Raw genomic sequence first — 19,985 nt, 5'->3', positions numbered from 1 at the left:
GTTATCACAATAAACCTGACCATTATTTAAGTTATTTCGTTGAAAATCAAATACCTAAGATTTTTCTTACAATTAACACCCTAATCATCTGATAATGTGATGCCGTCAGATTCTATTTTTATTTTTCTGTCTTTATAAAGCGTACCCAGACCTTTCTTAAAAGTCTTCTTACTCATTTGAAAGACATCCCTAATTTCTTCTGGTGCAGATTTATCATGTAACCCTAAAAACCCACCGTTTTCAACCAAGACTTCGTATATTTTTTTTGCCGCAGGTTCTAATACTTTTGCTCCAAGTGGTTGAAGTGAAATATCCAACTTATTATCTTTTCTGATCGTTTTTACACAACCAGGTATTACATCACCGATATTAATTGGCTTAAAGACTTCATTAAAATATACCAAACCTTTATGCCTTTCATTTACGATCACTTCCCACCCTAAGTCTGTTTGCCGTGTAACCACTAGGTCTACCTGCTCCCATTCTTTTAAATCTACGGTGTCATTACTTAGAAATTTATCAAGCTTATTAGACGCTACCAATCTACCAGAACGCTCATCTAAATAACAATGAACAACATACCATTGCCCTTCTTTCATTTTAACACGCTGCTCCCTAAAAGGTACCAACAGGTGTTTTTCCAGTCCCCACTCCATAAAAGCACCAAATTCATTAACTTCAGCAACTTGCAACAACCTAAATTCACCAAGCATAATATCCGGTTCTAAAGTTGTTGCAACTGGTCTTTCATCATAATCCAAATAACAGAACACTTTAATCTTCTGCCCTATTTCATACCCCGTAGGTACATACTTATTTGGCAACAAAACATCATTACCCTCTTCATCGCCCAAAAAAAGCCCTACACTAGTGTCTCTTAAAATCTCAAGGTTGTTAATACGTCCTAATTCTATCATGCTGCAAAATTACATTTTAAATATTTAAATACCGGAGCAAAAAAAAGACCGTTATCAAAAGATAACGGTCTTTATATTATTTGCCATCTGACTATTTATCGTAAACAGATGCTTTATTGAAATGTTGACAAAGCTTATAATAGATAACCGCTCTATGCTTATTTCTGTTAGAAGAACCATACTTCTCCATAACTGTAGCAATAGCGTCATCTAATTTAGAATCATCTGCAAGACCTAATTTTTTGATCAAATAGTTGTTCTTAACAGTATCCAATTCTTTTTGGTCACTACCAGATACTTTAGAAGCATCAATATTGTAAATAGATGGTCCTAAACCAACAGTTACTTTTTTAAGCAAGTCCATATCTGCATCCTCACCAAATTTATCTTTGATGTCCGCAGCATACTTTTCTATTAAATCGTCTCTTTTACTCATGTTAAATGTGTTATAATTAATGGTTAATACCCTACTAAGATATGAAACGAAAATAATCAATCAAAATTTTATCGTTTATTAATGTAGGTGTAGTAATTTCCAGTAACATCGGACGAACGGTTTCTTTGTAAAAGTCCTTTAATTCCTCTTCAAGTTCTATAGAAGATTTAGCCGTTCTATAATCAAAACCAAACATGTTGCACAGATACTCAGCGGAAAGAGAATGACGTGTTTCAAAATAGGTTTCAAATACACTGGAATCATCTTTACCAGGGAGAATCCTAAAAATGCCACCTCCACCATTATTAATTACTATAATTCTAAAATTGTTCTTTATATAATTGTTCCAAAGTGCATTACTGTCATAGAAAAAACTTAAATCACCCGTAACCAATAAAGTGGGGCTACCATATGCCCAAGACGCACCAACGGCAGTAGATGTACTACCATCAATACCACTAGTACCTCTATTACAAAATACCTTTAATGAAGGGTTCAAATCAAACAACTGGGTATACCTAATAGTAGAGCTGTTTGCCAATTGCAACATGTAATTATCTGGCACGGAACCCAACAACTGTCCAAAAGCTGAAAAATCAGAAAAAGGAATCTTTTTAAGATACGCCTCTCTTTTTAACATGTAGCCTTGTTTCACCTTATTCCAACTCAAAAAATAATCGCTTTCCGTTTTAATGGGTTGTGCATACATCTCATCAAAAAAACGGTTAACAGAAATTTTCAAATGCTCATTCAGGCAAAAAAATGTATTATTCGCTGTTTGTCCACCAATATGCCAATGATGATCTGGTTTATGTTTTCTTAAGAAAGCCTTTACTTTTTTAGAGACAATTAATCCACCAAATGTGATCAACACTTCAGGTCTTAATTTTTTGAACAACTCATCACTATCCAATTGCATTTCAATAGGTGCAATTAAAGAATCTATACTATTAAAAAAATGTGGATGATGAATGTTAGAAGTAGTTTCAGTCAATACCAAAACACTAGGGTCATTCGCTAAAAAATCTAAAATTTCACTTTCTACCTCATTGGGAGAGCTTACCCCTACCAAAACCATTTTTTTAGAAGATGCATTCCAAATTTCCCTATGAGGCTCTAAATTTAGAACATCTACGATTTCATTAGCATCAACATTTAATAGAGGTGAAACAGTTGGTTCTAAAACTGTATTATACAAGGGCTCTTCAAAGGGTGCGTTTATATGTACCGGACTATTAGATTTCAACGAAATATCAAAAGCAAGATTAAGTTGCTGGTCATTAAAGGTTTGAACCTCATGCTGAATATCTTCCATAGTACCATCCTCAAACCAATCTGGTCTGTACTGCAATACTGTTGAGGAGGCGTGACTTACATCTTGTTTTAAATTTGCCGAATAACCAATATGGTTTTTAAAAACATTGCGCTGATCAATAGTTTGCCCATCACCAATACCTAATTTATAAACGGGCCGATCTGCAGAAATTACAATTAACGGAATGTTACTATAGTATGCTTCGGCAATTGCAGGGTAATAATTTAAAAGGGCACTACCAGAGGTACAAAGTACCACTACAGGTTCTTTTAACTGTTGTGCCATACCTAAGGCAAAAAATGCGGCAGATCGCTCATCAACAACACTAAAGCACTTAAAAAAAGGATTCTCTGCAAAAGCAATTGTTAATGGCGCATTTCTTGAACCAGGTGAAATTACAATATTACAAATTTCCTTGGCCTGGCAATGTTGAACAATAGTTTGTGCAGTGGGTATAGCAGAGTATTTCATGTAGTTCAAAAATACGACCAATGCCGATTATATACCAAAAATTGCGTGCCTAATTACCGCTTAATACACGAAGCATTGTCATGCTTTTTAAAGCGGTTTCTTCCCACTCACTTTCTGGATTGGAATCTTTTGTGATACCACCACCTACATAAATAGCCGCTTTATCTTTCAGCAATTGCATACATCGTAAATTCACAAAGAGCTCTGATGTTTTTGCAACACTTCGGTAGGCACTGTTTTCTTGATTTTTTCTATTTCTGTTTCTTGACACTTCTTCTTGAATATTCAACTCCCCAAGAAAACCTGTATAAAACGAGCGATCGTACATCTCATTGTTCAAAATAAATTCCTTGGCGCTAGCCAAAGGTGTACCACACACAGCCGGTGTTGGGTGCAGTGCTTTTAATACAGTGCCAAAATTATTAGGAGAAAAAGTACCTTTTATTTCCGTTCTAAGATGCCAAAGTTGACCAGCTTTTACAGATTCTCTTTCAGAGCTTTTTAATAAAACCGTTTTTTCCTTTAAAGCGTTTAAGATATAATCTGTCACCAATTGTTGTTCGTCCAATTCTTTCTTTGACCATTTTGGCATTTCAGATTTATAAGAGTTCTGTGTGCCCGCAAGCGACATAGTAGAAAATTGAGAACCTTTTCTTTCTACCAGTATTTCTGGCGTTGCCCCCATCCAGAAACCAATTTTTGGATGATACCAGAAGTAACAAAATGCTTTTTTATAGGTATTCAACAAATGTTGGTATACCTCTAATACGTCTTCTTTAAATTCAACCTCAATTTTACGAGACAATACTACCTTATTAAAATCACCTTTGTCAATAGTTTTAATTGCAGATGAAACCAAATTAAGATATCTAAGTTTTTCTATTTCATTGTACGCTACTGACACATTTTGGTTAAGATCATTTATCTCACTTTGCTCATACAAAGCTTTAATAACAACATCCATCTTTAACAATATGGCATTGTCATTTAAATTAAAGGGTGCAAAAACGAAACCCGTTTCTGTAAAATCTTTAACATAGTGAACCTCATCGTTACTTTGAAATATCCCAATGAGTTCAGCGTTATTGGGCTTTCTATACAATACAAATGGTAACTGTTCTTTTAAACAGGTTTCAACTTGATCAAAAAGTTCTTGCGGCATACTAGCTTTTGGGTAATGCTATTGTAGTTAGTTTACAAAGCGAGATTAATTGATCTGCTTCATTGGTTATTTTTATTTCCCACAGTTGTGTGGTTCTTCCCTTGTGTAAAATGGTAGCTTTTGCATAAACAAAACCATCCTTTATGCTTTTTACATGATTTGCAGCAATTTCCAAACCTCTTACAAAGTACTTATTTCCATCCAAAAATATATAGGATGCCGCACTACCAACACTTTCTGCCAATGCCACAGACGCACCACCATGCAGAACACCGTCGGGCTGATGAACTTTTGACGTAACTGGCATTTTAGCCAATAAAAAATCTTCCCCAACATCTATATACTCAATATCCAATGTTTCCATTAAGGTATTCTTAGAAGTTTCGTTACAGATCTTTAAAATTTTTTCTTTGTAGTCGTTCATCCTTTTTTTTGTAAAATTAAGCATTACATTACCAATTGAAAAGCTAAGAAGAATTGCAAATACATGAACAAGAAAGTTAAAAACGTCTCATATCATACCACCAATACCTATGAGACTTTAAATGAATTAAATAGCCAAACAAAACGTGTCTGGTTAGTTTTCCATGGCATTGGGTACTTAAGCCGTTTTTTTCTTAAATATTTTGCAGACCTGCCCAAAGAAGAAAATTATATTATTGCACCCCAAGCACCTTCTAAATACTATTTAAAAAATGAATACAAACATGTGGGGGCAAGTTGGTTGACCAAAGAAAATACATCATTGGAAACCATAAACGTTTTTAATTATATTAATGCGGTATTGGAAAACGAAAATTTGCCAGAACATTGTGAGATTATTTTTTTCGGATTTTCTCAAGGAGTTTCAATAGCTACAAGGTATCTGGCTTATTCTAAACTTCAATGTTCAAAATTGATTATCTACGCAGGTGGTTTGCCCAATGAACTCAAGAAACAAGATTTCAACTTTTTAAACAAAGACACCAAAGTCATATCCATTATTGGAGATAAAGACCAATATCTTAGTCCTGAAAGATTATCAAAAGAAAGCGAAAAAATTCATTTGTTATTTGGAGATAATATTCAACATATAAGTTTTGACGGTGTACATGAAGTAAAAAAAGAAATTATAAATCAGTTAGTATAATGAAAGGTCAAGTAACTCTAGAAAATGAAAGGGTAAGGTTAAGTCCATTAACAATGGATAACTACAAAGTATTGATACCTATAGCATCTCAAGAAAATTTAGTTCAATATTCTCCGTCCGATATTGCTACGCCCAACAGCTTAAAAAATTATGTAACAATAGCTTTACAACAATTAGTGGCAGGCACTAGCATTCCATTCATAATATATGATAAAAAGCAAGGTGTTTATGCCGGATGCACCCGTTATATGAATATGAATTATAAAAACAAAGTACTACATATAGGTTCTACATGGATAGGTCGTGAATTTCAGGGTACTGGGTTAAATACGGAAATGAAAAAATTAATGCTTGATTATGCCTTTACCACTTTAGATTTTGAAAAAGTGGAATTTCGTGTAGACGAGCGTAATACCGCATCTAGAAAAGCAGTAGAAAAAATAGGATGTGTTTTAGAAGGTATTTTAAGAAAGGATGTCTACCTCTTAGATGGCTTTAAAAGAAACACGTGTTGTTATGGCTTACTGCGTACTGAATGGATAAAGAAAAATCAATAGTATTATTCTTCAACCGTTTTAGACACTAGTGGGTAATACGTTATTTTTCTAGTTGTATAGGTATTATCAGGTGTAACTATTTGTTTTACCCAGTTGCCAAACTCTGAATTATCGTATTGGTAGATGTATTCCTTTTTTATGATTCCCGCTCCTCTCTTTGCAGTTTCGGTTACCAACATTCCCTTCTCATCGTATTCATAAGTAGTTCTAGTGGTAGGTACAAATTTTTCAGCAACACCATCATATTCAAATTCCTGTTCAGCCATTAACTTACCACCTAAACTATAAACCTCTTCAAAAGCGAAATTCTCTTCACCATTTAAATACTCTTTGGTCAACACAACTTTTTGTACCGGTTTATTCTTAGGCTTTAAAGTAGATGTTCGAATAGATTTTAAAGGTACTTCGTTCAATAGATAGGTCACCGTATTCTCACCTTTAAACTTCTTATGCTCTATTTGGGTAATATCCGTACCATCATTGTTAGTTCTTTTAATGCTAATTAAATCACCAAACTCGTCATAATAATAGATGTACTCATCTAAAAACTGTTTATCATAAGAAAATATCCGTTCTTGTATATTAAGGTTATCCGTAGAATCTATTTCATAGAAATGAGCTATTGACGTACTGGCATCAAAAGCATTATTTCTGTATGATTCAGAGCGCTTTTCTAACAACTCCCCTTTACCGTACTTGTAATAAACCACGTCATAATCTTGATCATTATATCTGGTAACCGATTTTGTCAAAAGACCATTTTTATTAAAGTCATATTCCTCTTTACCATAGTCGGTGCTTACCAAACACTTTTTTACGTTACCCGTCAAATCAAAATCTTCAACGGTGAAAATCTGAATCTCTTGACTTTGTATTGTCCCTATAATCGAAATGAAAACAACTGAAAATGTCTGAAAGTATTTTCTTATCATACGGTAAAATTACTTTAATAATACGTGGTTCAAAATAAATTACCGTAAAAGTAAAAAGGGGCGGTAAATACCGCCCCTTTTATATATCAAGTTAAAGTTATATTACTTTACTTCTTCGAAGTCGACGTCTTCAACATTATCACCTTCAGAAGCACCACCGTCTGCAGTTGGCTCTCCTTGAGGAGCACCACCACCTTGAGCTTCAGCTTGTGCTTTGTACATCTCTTCAGATGCAACTTTCCAAGCTTCGTTGATTTTATCTAAAGCAGGAGTAATTACAGCTATATCTTTTGTCTCATATGCTGCTTTCAACTCTGTTAAAGCTTCTTCTATCGGCTTTTTCTTATCATCAGATAATTTATCTCCAAATTCCTCAAGTTGCTTCTCAGTTTGGAAAATCATACCATCGGCCTCATTTAGCTTATCAGCAGTTTCCTTCGCTTTCTTATCAGACTCGGCATTAGCTTCTGCTTCTGCTTTCATCTTTTTGATTTCCTCTTCAGTTAATCCAGAAGAAGCTTCTATACGAATATCTTGAGTTTTGTTCGTTGCCTTATCAGTTGCAGAAACCTTAATAATACCATTAGCATCGATATCAAAAGTTACTTCAATTTGTGGAGTACCTCTCTTTGCTGGTGGAATACCATCTAAATGGAATCTACCAATGGTCTTGTTATCATTTGCCATAGGTCTTTCCCCTTGCAATACATGAATTTCAACCGATGGTTGGTTATCCGCTGCCGTAGAGAACACCTGAGATTTTTTCGTTGGTATTGTAGTATTAGCTTCAATCAGCTTTGTCATTACACTACCCATAGTTTCAATACCTAATGAAAGTGGTGTAACGTCTAATAACAATACATCCTTAACATCACCAGTTAAAACACCACCTTGAATAGCTGCTCCAATAGCAACAACCTCATCTGGGTTTACACCTTTAGAAGGTTTTTTACCAAAGAATTTCTCAACAGCTTCTTGTACCGCTGGTATTCTAGTAGAACCACCAACTAGGATAATCTCATCAATATCGCTCTTAGAAAGTCCCGCTGCTTTCATAGCAGTTTCACATGGCTCAATAGTTCTCTTTACCAAATCAGCAATCAATTGCTCAAATTTAGATCTAGTCAAAGTTCTTACTAAGTGCTTAGGTCCAGAAGCAGTTGCGGTAACATAAGGCAAGTTAATTTCCGTTTGTGCAGATGAAGACAATTCTATCTTAGCTTTTTCAGCAGCCTCACGTAAACGTTGTAACGCCATAGAGTCTTCTCTTAGATCCAAGCCTTCTTCAGCCTTGAACTCTTCTGCCAACCAGTCAATGATTTTTTGGTCTACGTCATCACCACCTAAGTGTGTATCACCATCAGTAGCCAATACTTCAAATACTCCATCGCCCAACTCTAATATAGATACATCATGTGTACCACCACCAAAGTCAAACACAACTATTTTCTGGTCGGTATCTTTTTTATCCATACCGTAAGCCAAAGATGCAGCTGTAGGTTCGTTAATGATACGTTCTACAGTTAAACCGGCAATTTCACCAGCTTCTTTGGTTGCTTGTCTCTGTGCATCGTTAAAGTATGCTGGTACGGTAATAACCGCACGTGAAACATCTTGACCTAAATAGTCTTCTGCAGTTTTCTTCATTTTCTGAAGAATCATTGCAGATAATTCTTGTGGAGAATATAAACGGCCATCAATATCTACTCTAGGCGTATCATTATCTCCTTTAACAACTTTATAAGGTACTCTTCCTGCCTCTTTACTTGATTCAGAAAATTTATTACCCATAAACCTTTTAATAGAATAAATGGTTTTATGAGGGTTGGTTACCGCTTGTCTTTTTGCTGGATCACCAACTTTAATTTCACCACCATCAACAAAAGCGATGACAGATGGCGTAGTTCTTTTTCCTTCTGCATTTGGAATTACCACTGGCTCATTACCTTCCATTACGGAAACACAGGAGTTGGTAGTACCCAAATCTATTCCTATAATCTTACTCATTTTATATGTTTTAAATTAAGTGCTTTATTTTACAATCGATATGTAAATGACAAACAATATGCCAAGCACAAAAAACTGACATGATGTCATTATTATGTTTTAAAGGAAATTAAATATGCCAATTTAGTATGGTAAAAGGTTGCCGAAACATTGTACCTTAGCCTACAAAACTAATAAGATTTGGAGATAGAAAGCATTAGTGTTTTTGATATGTTAAAGATAGGCGTTGGTCCTTCCAGTTCACATACTCTTGGACCATGGCGTGCCGCAGAACGTTGGCTGGCACGGTTAAACTCTAAAAACAATCTTGAAAACGTTGAAGAAGTAGAGGTACATTTGTATGGCTCTCTATCATTAACGGGTAAAGGGCATGCCACAGACTACGCAGTAATGTTAGGGCTATTGGGTGCCGATCCGGAATTAGTGCCTATTGAAAGTATAGATCCTATGATATCTTCAATAAAAAATGACCATGTGTTGCTTTTAGACGGTAAGTACAGTATTGTATTTGATCCGGACAAACATATTATTTTCAATAAGAAGTTTTTGCCCTTTCATGCTAACGGTCTAAAATTTCAGGCAAAATTGAAATCTGGAAGAAAAATCTCAAAAACCTACTATTCTATTGGCGGTGGATTTGTAATTGGAGAAGACCGAAAAAATGCCAAGCGCAAAGTTGACATGTTCAAAAAATTTCCTTTTCCTGTGCAAAAAGGGACTGAGTTACTTGAGTTCTGCAAAAATGAAGGCCTAAAGATATCTGACCTTGTTTTGCAGAATGAACGTTCTTTAAGAGAAGATAAGGTCATAGACCACGAACTTGATAGAATTTGGTCTACCATGCTAGAGTGCATGTACACCGGATGCCATACCGAAGGTACTTTACCTGGCGGGCTAAAAGTTAAGCGCAGGGCATTTGAAATGCATAATAAATTAAAAAGTGACCTACCCTATTCTACACCGCAGGAATGGTTGCAAAGCATTAGACAAACCGAGGTAAAATTTAGGCAAATTTTGCAATGGGTAAGCTGTTTTGCCCTAAGTGTAAATGAAGTAAATGCTTCTTTGGGCCGTGTAGTCACTGCACCTACAAACGGTAGTGCAGGTGTTATACCTGCCGTATTAATGTATTACATGGTCATTGAAAACCATGCCGGTAATTTTGAGCATGTAAAACAATTTTTATTAGTGGCGGGAGAAATAGGAAGTATCTTTAAAAAAGGAGCTACAATATCAGCGGCCATGGGTGGTTGCCAAGCAGAGATAGGAGTATCGTCAGCAATGGCAGCGGGAGCTTTGACCGAACTTTTAGGCGGCACTCCAGAACAAGTTCTCATGGCTGCGGAAATAGCCATGGAGCATCATTTAGGACTTACTTGTGACCCTATAGGTGGTCTGGTACAGATACCATGTATAGAAAGAAATTCTATGGGAGCCATTAAAGCTATAAACGCCGCTGAACTTGCATTGGGTTCTGACCCTTATGCAGCTAAAGTACCGCTAGATAAAGTTGTACAGACCATGTGGGAAACCGCCAAGGATATGAACTCTAAATACAAAGAAACCTCTGAAGGCGGACTTGCAGTAGGCGTTTTCTTAAGTGATTGCTAAGCTTAAAACAAGCTGGTTTTTGTCATGAAAGCGCAAACATTGTCCGGACCTTTTTTATCATCTTTAATTTATGAAAAATCTTATTTCTGAAAGAGTAGCGGATTTTATTAAGAACTACCCTCCGTTCAACGCCCTTGACCATAAGTCATTATTTCAATTGGCCGAACACGTAGTCATTATTTATAAAGAGAAAAACAGCATCATTTTCTCTGTTGATGAAAACCAACACGCTCATTTCTATTTGGTTCATAAGGGCGCGGTAACGTTGAACAACCCTACGACCTCCAATATTCTTGACTATTGCGATGAAGGCGATATTTTTGGTCTACGGCCGCTTTTTGCCAATGAAAACTACAAATTAGAGGCTAGAGCACATGAAGAATCTATTATCTATGGTATTCCTATAGACATATTCAAACCAATTGCAAAACAGAACGAGCAAGTAACGATTTTTTTAATGGAGAGTTTTGCCTCCAATACGCGCAACCCTTACGCCAAAAGTCAAAAAGGTCAGCTTTACGATACGGAAGACAGTGAAGCAACCAATAATGAAGTAGTACTACCAGATTTACAATTAGCTAGTTATTCTAAAAAGCTGATTACCTGTTCAACACGTACTACAATACAAAAGGCTGCAGAGATAATGACCAAAAAGCAAATAGGATCTATTCTTGTTGTCAGCAAAGAACTACCTGTAGGTATCATAACAGATAAAGATTTTAGAAATAAGGTAATAACGGGCAAACAGCCTATAACCGCATCGGTAAAGACCATTATGGCTTCACCGGTAATAACCTACCCAAAAAATCTAACCATTACACAAGCTCAAATGGCTATGATGAAAAGTAACATCAGTCATTTGGTGATCACCGAAGACGGTACTCCAAACACTCCAGCTTTAGGTATATTATCTAAACATGACGTAATGGTTTCCTTGGGTGACAACCCCGCAGTTTTGGTCAAAGCCATAAAACGAACAACGCGCATAAAGAAAATAAAGCAGCTCAGAAAAAGTATTATGGTGCTTTTAACGGGGTATTTGGAACAAAATATTCCACTAGGGTTAATCGCAAAAATTATCTCAGAACTTAATGACACCTGTATAAAACAAGTAGTAGAAATATCCATAGCAAAAATGGACACCCCTCCACCAACCAATTTTGCATGGTTGGCTTTAGGAAGTCAAGGTAGAAGTGAACAATTGTTACACACTGATCAAGATAATGCCTTAGTTTTTGAAGATGTGCCAGAAGAGGATTTACCAAAGACTACCACGTATTTTTTAGAGCTTGCCAAACATATAACCAAAGGACTTAATACTATTGGATATGAGTATTGTCCTGCAGATATGATGTCATCAAACCCTAAATGGTGTTTAAGTTTACAAGAATGGAAAAATAAACTATCATACTGGATCAGCAACCCTGGACCAAATGAAGTATTAATGTCATCCATATTTTTTGATTACAGTTTGGCATATGGAGAAAGAAGTTTGTTGGACAACATGTCTGAACACATATTTAGAACTGTAGAAAAGTACCCTATTTTCTTGGTGCATTTGGCAAATGGCGCATTACAGAGTCCGTCACCCACCGGCTTCTTTAGACAGTTTTTAGTAGAGCAGGATGGACAGCATAAAGATTTTTTCGATTTAAAAAGTAGAGCATTAAGACCTTTGATAGATGCAGCCAGGGTATTAATATTATCGCATTCAGTAAAAGCTATTAGCAACACTTGGGAGCGTTATGAAAAATTGGCGGAGTTGGAACCAAACAATCAAGAATTATATTTAGCTTGCTCTTACGCTACAAAGGCTTTACTTAAATTTAGAACAAGACAAGGGCTTTTACATCATGATTCTGGTAGATTTATTGAATTGGAGCAATTGACAAAGCAAGAAAAAATGAAATTGAAGCGCACCTTTAAAGCGATAAAAGAAATACAAGAATTGATCACGCTTCGTTTTAAGGTCACCAATATTTTAGGATAATGAGGCTATTTAAAAAAACACCCAAGCATTTACCTGATTTTTGGTTGAAATACGAGAACCTCTTTAAAGAACCTCAAAGTAAAAATTTCAATGAACTTGTTTTTGTAGTACTTGATACAGAAACCACAGGATTTAGTTTTGAAGAAGACAGAATACTTTCAATAGGTGCTGTAAAGGTCAAAGGGGAAACCATCTCTGTACAGGAAGTCTTTGATATTTATTTGGAACAAGAAAAATTCAATAAAGAAACCGTTCCTGTTCACGGTTTATTGAAAAATGGACAACGAGAATGTATTCAAGAAATTCTAGCCTTAGAAAAATTCTTGGCCTATGTTGGCAATGCCATTATCGTTGCGCACCATGCAGGTTTTGATATGGGGATGCTAAATACCGCTTTAGAAAGGCATGGTTTACCCAAATTAAAAAACAAGGTCTTAGATACCGGTGTAATTTATAAGAAAACCCTTTTAAAATCTTATTTGGTGCAGCCCAAAGCCCAGTATTCATTAGATGAGCTTGCAGAAAAGTTCTCTATCTCCAAAAAAGATAGGCATACTGCATTAGGCGACGCTTACATAACAGCAGTCGCCTTTTTAAAAATCATTTCAAGATTAAAAGAAAAGAAAAACTTTACGTTCAAATCTTTGATAAGGTAACACTATAGACTCTCAAGATAATTTAAAACGTTTCTGTTGATTCTATCATGAATATGCGTAGTGTCTGCCTTTACAAAAGGTTCTCCGGTGATATGCTCATATAATTCAATATACCTTTCCGAAACCGATTCAATATACTCATCTGACATCTCAGGTACCGTCTGTCCTTCCAAACCTTGAAAATTATTGGCAATCAACCATTGTCTTACAAACTCTTTTGATAATTGCTTTTGAGGCTCATTGGCATCTTGTCTTTCCTGATACCCTTCAGAATAAAAGTACCTTGAAGAATCTGGGGTATGTATTTCATCTATCAATACAATTTCACCTTCTTTGGTTTTTCCAAATTCATATTTGGTATCCACTAAAATCAAACCTCTGTCTGCAGCTATTTTTGTGCCTCTTTCAAAAAGAGCATAAGTATATTTCTCCAGTAAGGCATAATCCTCTTTAGAGACAATCCCTTTACTTAAAATATCCTCTTTAGAAATATCCTCATCATGATCACCCATTTCCGCTTTGGTCGCAGGTGTAATTATCGGATTGGGAAATTTATCGTTTTCCTTCATTCCGTCTGGCATTGCAACGCCACAAAGCATTCTTTTGCCCAATTTATATTCCCTAGCGGCATGACCAGATAAATATCCACGAATAACCATTTCAATTTTGAAAGGCTCACAAGCTACGCCTACTGCTACATTTGGGTCAGGTGTTGCCGTTAGCCAATTAGGCACAATATCTTCGGTAGAAGCCATCATTTGAGTTGCAATTTGATTCAAAATCTGTCCTTTATAAGGAATTCCTTTGGGCATAACCACATCAAATGCAGACAACCTATCGGTCGCTATCATTACCAACCTATCATTTTCTAATGTGTATACCGATCTTACCTTGCCCTTATAGACATCTTTTTGACCAGGAAAATTAAATTCTGTTTCGTAAATAGTATTATTTGCCATGAAATTTTTTAATTGTGATGTTCTATAGTTTTATACGCGTCGATTACTTTCTTCACCAACTTATGTCGTATTACATCTTTGTCATCTAGATATATAATTTCTATACCCTCTACATTATTTAAAATAAGTAAAGCTTCCTTTAATCCAGAAATGGTTCTACGTGGTAAATCTATTTGCCCTGGATCACCAGTTATTAAAAATCGTGCATTTCTACCCATTCTTGTCAAAAACATTTTCATTTGGGCATGGGTAGTATTCTGCGCCTCATCTAATATAACAAAGGCATTATCCAAGGTTCTACCACGCATAAAGGCCATTGGGGCAATTTGTATGGTTCCGTTTTCGATATAATGCACCAACTTCTCCGCCGGAATCATATCCCTTAACGCGTCATACAAAGGCTGCATATAAGGATCTAGCTTTTCCTTTAAATCACCTGGTAAAAAACCTAAGTTCTCACCAGCTTCAACCGCTGGTCTGGTCAATATGATTTTTTTAACCTGTTTTTCTTTTAAAGCTTTTACCGCAAGCGCAACACCGGTGTAAGTTTTACCAGTTCCGGCAGGTCCAATGGCAAAAACCATATCATTCTTTTTAGAAGCATCAACCAAGCGACGTTGGTTGGCTGTCTGTGCCTTGATCAACCTACCGCTAACACCATGTACCAAAGTTTCACCACTATTCTTTGAAGATTTCAATTCTTCGTCATCAGAGCTGGTAAGTACACGCTCAATACTATTTTCATCTAATTTATTGTATTTGATGAAATGCTGTGTAAGCATATCAAACCGCCTCTCAAACTCTTCCAGAAGTTCTTCGTCCCCAAAAGCCTTTATCTTATTGCCACGGGCAACAATCTTCAACTTCGGAAAGTACTTTTTCAATAAATCAATATGCTCATTTTGCTGCCCAAAAAATTCTCTTGGGCTAATTTCGGTAAGTTCTAGAATTATCTCGTTCAAACAGTCGTTTTTATAATGATTTATAGTTAGCGAATATTAATTTCTAATCGCTGTTTTTTTGTTTAGTTTTGTATATCAAATTTAAGCAAATTTTAAGTTTGACTAACCAAAAACATATCAACATTGCTGTATGGCAATAATTACCCTCACAACAGATTTTGGACTTAAAGATCACTTTGTAGCTGTATTGAAAGGCTCCATATATACCGAATTGCCCGATGCTAAAATTGTTGATATTTCGCATGACATCATGCCATTCAACATTCAAGAATGTGCCTACGTGCTATCTAATTCATACAATAGTTTTCCCAAAGGCACTATACATATAGTTGGTGTAGACTCAGAAGAAACCCCGGACAATAAACATATTGTAGCATTGGTAAACGGTCATTATTTTATAAGTGCAAATACCGGTGTTATAGGGTTGATCACTTCTGAAATGACACCCGAAAAAGTGTTTGAAATAAATTTACCGGATTCTATTGCAAATTCTTTTCCCGTGCTTAATGTCTTTATACAAGTTGCCTGTCATATAGCCCGTGGAGGTACTTTAGAATTGGTAGGCAAGCCATTTACCGAACTTAGGGACCTAAGGGAGTTTTCACCTAGAATTACTGAAGAAGGCAAAAAAATTATTGGCAGTGTCATTTATATAGACAACTATGGCAATGTGGTAACTAATATTAGAAAAAATCTATTTGACGCTTATCGCAAAGATAGACCGTATACGCTATTGGTTCGTAACCATAAAATAAACACGATCCATAAAGCATATAATGATTTTATAGATTACAGTTTAGAGAAGAGCCAGAGAAAAAGTGCAGGAGATTTATTGGCGATATTTAATTCATCTAACTATATAGAATTGGCAATATTTAAAAGTAACCTTACTACCGTAGGCGGAGCCTCTACCCTATTAGGATTAGATTACAGGGATACGATTATGGTAGATTTTGAGTAGCCTTACAAACAGAAATATTTTGTTTTAACAGGTGTACTTTTAATAAAACTCAAAACGGTAAAAGTTAATAACTAATGTACTTATGAAAATTATATGAGCATAATGCCGTAAAAACTAGTAGTATACCGTACCTTGACCAACAACAAACTGTTAATAAGTTTGTTTCCTTAAAAAGGGCAATTAAAATATCTTTGTTGATAATGAAAACTGCCAACATTAAGGATTAAAACCTATTTTTCTTGATGATTTCAGGAACAATATCAATAAAATTTAAAGAATGAAATTTATAGTTTCAAGTACCTATTTGCTAAAACAACTCCAAATATTAGGAGGTGTAATCAACAACAGTAATACATTACCAATACTGGATAATTTCCTGTTCGACTTGCAAAAGGACAAACTAACTGTATCAGCGTCTGACCTAGAAACCACTATGAGTTCCGTTATAACGGTAGATTCGGATAACAAGGGTACCATTGCAGTACCTGCCAGATTACTTTTAGAAACGTTGAAAACTTTTCCGGAACAACCTTTGACATTTGTTGTTGAAGATAACAATACCGTAGAAATTAGTTCTAATCACGGTAAATATGCCTTAGCATATGCCGATGGGGCAGAATTTCCAAAAGCTGTGGAATTAACTAGCCCTAGTTCAACAACGTTACTTGGAGATATTCTTGCCACTGCTATCAACAAAACCATTTTTGCTGCCGGTAATGATGACCTAAGACCTGTAATGAGCGGTGTTTTCTTTCAATTTTCACCAGAGAATTTAACTTTTGTAGCAACAGATGCTCACAAATTGGTAAAATATCAACGTACAGATGTTAGGGCCTCACAGGTAGCAGAATTCATTATGCCCAAAAAACCTTTAACCTTATTAAAGGGAATTTTGGCGGGCAGCGAATCTGACGTTCTTATAGAATACAATGAAAGTAATGCCAAGTTCAGTTTTGAAGACACAGAGCTTATCTGTAGATTGATCGATGGTAAGTATCCAAACTATGAAGCGGTAATACCTAAAGAGAATCCAAACAAACTTACGATAGCCAGAAATCAATTCTTAAGTTCAGTAAGAAGGGTTTCTATTTTCTCAAATAAAACAACGCACCAGATTAGATTAAAAATTGCCGGTGCTGAATTGAACATTTCCGCAGAAGATATTGATTACTCTAACAAGGCAGAAGAAAGATTAACGTGTTCTTACCAAGGTGATGATATGCAAATAGGATTTAACTCAAGATTTTTAACTGAAATGCTGAACAACTTAAGTTCAGACGAAGTTTCTTTAGAAATGAGTTTACCTAACCGTGCCGGTATACTTACTCCTTCAGACGGTTTGGATGAAGGTGAATATGTAACCATGTTGGTAATGCCTGTTATGTTGAACAGTTAATTTCCTAAGTTTAAAATAGTAAAAAGGGTCAGTTTAAAAACTGACCCTTTTTTATTGCTTTATAAATTAGCTTATGAGATAAAACGTATGGTACCAAAATAACTTGGCGATTCTCCGTTACTAGCTCTTATGGCGTTAATAGCAGGCATTACCAAAGATAAAATTCCTGCAAAAACCAACAATAAGATTCCAAGTCCAAATAATAAAATACCAGGAATACCAATTATCAGATACAAAATCAATGATAATTGAAAATTAATTACAGACTTACCATGTTCATTCATTCCTATAACCGTGTCTTTGGTGGTTAACCAAATTACCAACGGCACAAGAAGTCCGCCAAAGCCTGTTACAAAATCTAAATATTGAGATAAATGCGTTATGACCAATAGATTTCGGTCTTCACGTACTGCGACTGCGTTTTTATTTACTAGTTCCATTTTTGATTGATTTAATGATGAATACTATAAATAAGACGCACAACCCCCGTAATTGTTACAAAAAAGAATAAATTATAATTTTCTATTCAGTTTTTTTAATTTTTCTTGCTCTTTCATGATCTTCATTTGACCCTTAGCTATCTTATCTTCTTTTTTCTGAATATCGACCGGAGAGAGCGTACCTTTTAACTTTCCTTTCTCTAATTGAGACTGTAGTTTTTCAATTTGCTTCTTTTCACTTGAAATAGATTTCTCTTTCGATTTGATCTGCTTTTGAAGTTTCTCCTGCTTTTTTTTCTCAGCAGCTTCTTTCTTTTCTTTCTTGGCTTTCGCCTCCGCTTTTTCTACTTTCTTTTTAACCTCTTCCATTTCTTTCTGTTCCTCTATAGTAATCTCGGTAGAAGAACCATCAGTATCACTTTGAGCAACACCTGTAATAGAAACAAACATAAATACAACTAAAACAAATACTTTTTTCATTTTCTGATTAAAATTTAAACCGTGTAAAATTACTATATAAATGAATACTGAAAACAAAATACCAGTAAAATAAGAAAAGAAGAACAGTTATTAAATGATTATTTTTGCACGATGATTAAAACGGAAACTATCATAGCATTGGCCACTCCTGCAGGGGCAGGAGCAATTGCGGTCATAAGACTTTCTGGTCCAGATGCCATCACAATTGCTTCTAAGCACTTTAAGTCTGCATCAGACAAAATTCTTAAAGACCAAAGAACCCATACCATTCATTTAGGTTATATCATGGATGGTGAAAATGTTATGGACCAAGCCCTTGTTTCTATTTTTAAAAATCCGCATTCATACACAGGCGAAAACGTCATAGAAATATCTTGTCACGGCTCGCCATATATTCAGCAGCAGATCATTCAATTGTTTCTTAGAAATGGTTGCAGAACCGCAGACCCTGGAGAGTTTACGTTACGTGCCTTTCTTAACGGAAAAATGGATCTTAGTCAGGCAGAGGCAGTAGCCGATCTTATTTCTAGTGATAATGCAGCAAGCCATCAAATTGCCATACAACAAATGCGTGGGGGGTTCAGCAATGAAATAAAACATTTACGTACAGAGCTTCTCAATTTTGCCTCATTAATAGAATTAGAACTCGATTTTTCAGAAGAAGATGTAGAATTTGCCGATCGTACCGCGTTCAAAGAATTATTGGCCAGAATTCAAAAGGTACTTCAAGGATTGATTGACTCTTTTGCTGTTGGCAATGTGATAAAAAATGGAATACCTGTTGCAATTGTAGGTGAGCCAAATGTAGGTAAATCTACACTATTGAATGCATTTTTAAACGAAGAGCGTGCCTTGGTGTCCGATATAGCAGGAACCACCAGAGACACCATAGAAGACGAAATTTCTATTGGCGGCATAGGCTTTAGGTTCATTGATACTGCCGGAATTAGGGAAACCGAAGATGTTGTGGAAGGAATGGGTATTAAAAAAACCTTTGAAAAAATTGAACAAGCACAAGTTATTTTATTACTCGTTGATGGATCAAAACTTCTGGTAAATGACCAAAAGTTAAAAAATACAGTAATCGATTTTGAGAAAATAAAAAATAAGAATCCATTAAAGCCCTTGGTTCTTCTAGTAAATAAAGCCGATACCCTTTCTGAAACGGATAAGGAAAAAATTACATCTCATTTAGACGAAGTAAAATACCTATCTGCAAAAACAGGTGAAGGTGTAGAAGATTTACAAAACAGCCTTCTGGAATTTGTAAATACAGGAGCACTCAGAAATAATGAAACCATTGTCACCAATACCCGTCATTACAACTCCCTATTAAAAGCTTTAGAAGAAATAGAAAAAGTGCAGTTTGGTATGAAAGCAGAAATTTCTAGTGACTTAATGGCCATTGACGTTCGCGAAGCACTTTATCATTTAGGTGAGATTACCGGTCAAGTAACTAATGATGAGTTGTTAGGAAATATTTTCGCTAATTTTTGTATCGGGAAGTAAAAGAAGTTCACATATATATAAATACGATTAAATTCTTAAGCTTAAGAAAACCCTGAATCAAATATAGTTACTATAGATTTTATTATTACTTGGAA

At 35.5% G+C, this 19,985-nt stretch carries 19 protein-coding genes; 8 read left to right on the top strand and 11 right to left on the bottom strand.

Annotation, left to right across the window (positions count from 1 at the left end; all coding sequences use genetic code 11):
* Positions 1-80 precede the first annotated feature (80 nt).
* The 5 genes from VBZ51_RS13860 to VBZ51_RS13840 form a co-directional block, all read right to left on the bottom strand.
* On the bottom strand, positions 81-917 hold the full coding sequence (locus VBZ51_RS13860; protein WP_074673285.1) for a S1 RNA-binding domain-containing protein: 837 nt from the start codon (positions 915-917) through the stop codon (positions 81-83).
* Positions 918-1,008: 91 nt separating this feature from the next.
* Positions 1,009-1,353, bottom strand: a complete 345-nt coding sequence (locus VBZ51_RS13855) for a DUF2853 family protein (RefSeq protein WP_071341864.1) — start codon at positions 1,351-1,353, stop codon at positions 1,009-1,011.
* A 34-nt stretch (positions 1,354-1,387) separates the two neighbouring features.
* Positions 1,388-3,139, bottom strand: a complete 1,752-nt coding sequence (gene menD, locus VBZ51_RS13850) for a 2-succinyl-5-enolpyruvyl-6-hydroxy-3-cyclohexene-1-carboxylic-acid synthase (RefSeq protein ID WP_416577306.1) — start codon at positions 3,137-3,139, stop codon at positions 1,388-1,390.
* A gap of 49 nt (positions 3,140-3,188) precedes the next feature.
* Positions 3,189-4,301: a chorismate-binding protein gene (locus tag VBZ51_RS13845; protein WP_416577305.1), complete on the bottom strand. Its 1,113-nt coding sequence runs from the start codon at positions 4,299-4,301 to the stop codon at positions 3,189-3,191.
* 1 nt (position 4,302) lies between these two features.
* The gene (locus VBZ51_RS13840) at positions 4,303-4,725 is read right to left on the bottom strand and encodes a PaaI family thioesterase (RefSeq protein WP_058104270.1); all 423 of its coding nucleotides are present in this window, start codon (positions 4,723-4,725) and stop codon (positions 4,303-4,305) included.
* Between the two features lie 63 nt (positions 4,726-4,788).
* Here VBZ51_RS13840 and VBZ51_RS13835 point away from each other — a divergent pair, with 63 nt between their 5' ends.
* Together VBZ51_RS13835 and VBZ51_RS13830 are read left to right on the top strand one after the other, a co-directional pair.
* Positions 4,789-5,430, top strand: a complete 642-nt coding sequence (locus tag VBZ51_RS13835; RefSeq protein ID WP_416577304.1) for an alpha/beta hydrolase — start codon at positions 4,789-4,791, stop codon at positions 5,428-5,430.
* Positions 5,430-5,987, top strand: coding sequence for a GNAT family N-acetyltransferase (locus VBZ51_RS13830; RefSeq protein WP_416577303.1), 558 nt, complete (start codon positions 5,430-5,432; stop codon positions 5,985-5,987). Before VBZ51_RS13835 ends, VBZ51_RS13830 begins: the two co-directional genes overlap by 1 nt.
* Before the next feature lie 2 nt (positions 5,988-5,989).
* Here VBZ51_RS13830 and VBZ51_RS13825 read toward each other — a convergent pair whose 3' ends face one another.
* Entirely contained in the window at positions 5,990-6,919 is a 930-nt protein-coding gene (locus VBZ51_RS13825; RefSeq protein WP_416577302.1) for a hypothetical protein, read from the bottom strand.
* Between the two features lie 102 nt (positions 6,920-7,021).
* The gene (gene dnaK / locus VBZ51_RS13820) at positions 7,022-8,926 is read right to left on the bottom strand and encodes a molecular chaperone DnaK (protein ID WP_058103234.1); all 1,905 of its coding nucleotides are present in this window, start codon (positions 8,924-8,926) and stop codon (positions 7,022-7,024) included.
* A 186-nt stretch (positions 8,927-9,112) separates the two neighbouring features.
* Between dnaK and VBZ51_RS13815 the strand changes: the two genes are divergently transcribed.
* The 3 genes from VBZ51_RS13815 (at position 9,113) to VBZ51_RS13805 (ending at position 13,183) form a co-directional block, all read left to right on the top strand.
* Positions 9,113-10,537, top strand: a complete 1,425-nt coding sequence (locus tag VBZ51_RS13815) for an L-serine ammonia-lyase (protein ID WP_416577454.1) — start codon at positions 9,113-9,115, stop codon at positions 10,535-10,537.
* Between the two features lie 70 nt (positions 10,538-10,607).
* Positions 10,608-12,527 carry a DUF294 nucleotidyltransferase-like domain-containing protein gene (locus tag VBZ51_RS13810; RefSeq protein WP_416577301.1) on the top strand — a complete coding sequence of 640 codons (1,920 nt, stop codon included), beginning with the start codon at positions 10,608-10,610 and terminating at the stop codon, positions 12,525-12,527.
* Positions 12,527-13,183 carry a PolC-type DNA polymerase III gene (locus VBZ51_RS13805; RefSeq protein ID WP_058103236.1) on the top strand — a complete coding sequence of 219 codons (657 nt, stop codon included), beginning with the start codon at positions 12,527-12,529 and terminating at the stop codon, positions 13,181-13,183. The genes VBZ51_RS13810 and VBZ51_RS13805 overlap by 1 nt, the downstream gene beginning before the upstream one ends.
* Before the next feature lie 2 nt (positions 13,184-13,185).
* Here VBZ51_RS13805 and VBZ51_RS13800 read toward each other — a convergent pair whose 3' ends face one another.
* A complete protein-coding gene (locus VBZ51_RS13800; RefSeq protein ID WP_074673270.1) occupies positions 13,186-14,142 on the bottom strand; it encodes a phosphoribosylaminoimidazolesuccinocarboxamide synthase in 957 nt (318 codons plus the stop codon).
* A gap of 8 nt (positions 14,143-14,150) precedes the next feature.
* Complete coding sequence (locus tag VBZ51_RS13795) at positions 14,151-15,104, bottom strand: PhoH family protein (RefSeq protein ID WP_074673268.1); 954 nt, start codon at positions 15,102-15,104, stop codon at positions 14,151-14,153.
* 130 nt (positions 15,105-15,234) lie between these two features.
* On the opposite strand from VBZ51_RS13795, the gene VBZ51_RS13790 reads away from it, so the two are divergent.
* Entirely contained in the window at positions 15,235-16,065 is an 831-nt protein-coding gene (locus tag VBZ51_RS13790; protein ID WP_058103239.1) for an SAM hydrolase/SAM-dependent halogenase family protein, read from the top strand.
* Positions 16,066-16,342: 277 nt separating this feature from the next.
* The gene (dnaN, locus tag VBZ51_RS13785; protein ID WP_416577300.1) at positions 16,343-17,461 is read left to right on the top strand and encodes a DNA polymerase III subunit beta; all 1,119 of its coding nucleotides are present in this window, start codon (positions 16,343-16,345) and stop codon (positions 17,459-17,461) included.
* Between the two features lie 71 nt (positions 17,462-17,532).
* Here the strand turns inward: dnaN and VBZ51_RS13780 are convergent, their stop codons facing one another.
* A complete protein-coding gene (locus VBZ51_RS13780) occupies positions 17,533-17,901 on the bottom strand; it encodes a DUF4870 domain-containing protein (RefSeq protein WP_058103241.1) in 369 nt (122 codons plus the stop codon).
* A gap of 72 nt (positions 17,902-17,973) precedes the next feature.
* Positions 17,974-18,381: a hypothetical protein gene (locus tag VBZ51_RS13775; RefSeq protein WP_071341853.1), complete on the bottom strand. Its 408-nt coding sequence runs from the start codon at positions 18,379-18,381 to the stop codon at positions 17,974-17,976.
* 111 nt (positions 18,382-18,492) lie between these two features.
* Between VBZ51_RS13775 and mnmE the strand changes: the two genes are divergently transcribed.
* Positions 18,493-19,890: a tRNA uridine-5-carboxymethylaminomethyl(34) synthesis GTPase MnmE gene (gene mnmE, locus VBZ51_RS13770; protein ID WP_416577299.1), complete on the top strand. Its 1,398-nt coding sequence runs from the start codon at positions 18,493-18,495 to the stop codon at positions 19,888-19,890.
* The last annotated feature ends 95 nt before the right edge of the window (positions 19,891-19,985 follow it).

The sequence above is a fragment of the Maribacter sp. HS genome, from assembly GCF_048059195.1.
Classification (GTDB): Bacteria; Bacteroidota; Bacteroidia; order Flavobacteriales; family Flavobacteriaceae; genus Maribacter; species Maribacter dokdonensis.
Note: the sequence above shows the minus strand (reverse complement) of the source record. Positions and strands in the feature narration are given on the sequence as shown.

Excerpts from the sequence above, each read along its gene's own strand:
- VBZ51_RS13860 (WP_074673285.1), bottom strand. The coding sequence starts at position 917 with ATGATAGAATTAGGACGTATTAACAACCTTGAGATTTTAAGAGACACT.
- VBZ51_RS13855 (WP_071341864.1), bottom strand. The coding sequence starts at position 1,353 with ATGAGTAAAAGAGACGATTTAATAGAAAAGTATGCTGCGGACATCAAA.
- menD (WP_416577306.1), bottom strand. The coding sequence starts at position 3,139 with ATGAAATACTCTGCTATACCCACTGCACAAACTATTGTTCAACATTGC.
- VBZ51_RS13845 (WP_416577305.1), bottom strand. The coding sequence starts at position 4,301 with ATGCCGCAAGAACTTTTTGATCAAGTTGAAACCTGTTTAAAAGAACAG.
- VBZ51_RS13840 (WP_058104270.1), bottom strand. The coding sequence starts at position 4,725 with ATGAACGACTACAAAGAAAAAATTTTAAAGATCTGTAACGAAACTTCT.
- VBZ51_RS13835 (WP_416577304.1), top strand. The coding sequence starts at position 4,789 with ATGAACAAGAAAGTTAAAAACGTCTCATATCATACCACCAATACCTAT.
- VBZ51_RS13830 (WP_416577303.1), top strand. The coding sequence starts at position 5,430 with ATGAAAGGTCAAGTAACTCTAGAAAATGAAAGGGTAAGGTTAAGTCCA.
- VBZ51_RS13825 (WP_416577302.1), bottom strand. The coding sequence starts at position 6,919 with ATGATAAGAAAATACTTTCAGACATTTTCAGTTGTTTTCATTTCGATT.
- dnaK (WP_058103234.1), bottom strand. The coding sequence starts at position 8,926 with ATGAGTAAGATTATAGGAATAGATTTGGGTACTACCAACTCCTGTGTT.
- VBZ51_RS13810 (WP_416577301.1), top strand. The coding sequence starts at position 10,608 with ATGAAAAATCTTATTTCTGAAAGAGTAGCGGATTTTATTAAGAACTAC.
- VBZ51_RS13805 (WP_058103236.1), top strand. The coding sequence starts at position 12,527 with ATGAGGCTATTTAAAAAAACACCCAAGCATTTACCTGATTTTTGGTTG.
- VBZ51_RS13800 (WP_074673270.1), bottom strand. The coding sequence starts at position 14,142 with ATGGCAAATAATACTATTTACGAAACAGAATTTAATTTTCCTGGTCAA.
- VBZ51_RS13790 (WP_058103239.1), top strand. The coding sequence starts at position 15,235 with ATGGCAATAATTACCCTCACAACAGATTTTGGACTTAAAGATCACTTT.
- dnaN (WP_416577300.1), top strand. The coding sequence starts at position 16,343 with ATGAAATTTATAGTTTCAAGTACCTATTTGCTAAAACAACTCCAAATA.
- VBZ51_RS13780 (WP_058103241.1), bottom strand. The coding sequence starts at position 17,901 with ATGGAACTAGTAAATAAAAACGCAGTCGCAGTACGTGAAGACCGAAAT.
- VBZ51_RS13775 (WP_071341853.1), bottom strand. The coding sequence starts at position 18,381 with ATGAAAAAAGTATTTGTTTTAGTTGTATTTATGTTTGTTTCTATTACA.
- mnmE (WP_416577299.1), top strand. The coding sequence starts at position 18,493 with ATGATTAAAACGGAAACTATCATAGCATTGGCCACTCCTGCAGGGGCA.